The organism is Photobacterium sp. DNB23_23_1, assembly GCF_052873815.1.
This window is the reverse complement of record NZ_JBNNXT010000157.1, coordinates 1-205: the sequence shown is the minus strand read 5'-3', so window position 1 is coordinate 205 and position 205 is coordinate 1. Positions and strand designations below refer to the sequence as shown.

1 tRNA gene is annotated in these 205 nt (G+C 49.3%); it reads right to left on the bottom strand.

From position 1 onward, the window contains the following. Position 1: 1 nt before the first annotated feature. A tRNA-Gln gene (locus ACVA53_RS25205) sits at positions 2–73 on the bottom strand. Positions 74–205: the final 132 nt, after the last annotated feature.

Sequence of the window (205 nt, the reverse complement as noted above, 5' to 3'; positions counted from 1 at the left end):
GCAGGTCTACCTGGATTCGAACCAGGGAATGGCGGCATCAAAAGCCGCTGCCTTACCGCTTGGCGATAGACCTGCAGTTGCTCTTTTCAGAGACTTGTTTTCCTAATCAAGCATAAAGCTCATTAAGAAAAGATGGTGCGGAAGGAGAGACTTGAACTCTCACACCTTGCGGCGCCAGAACCTAAATCTGGTGCGTCTACCAATT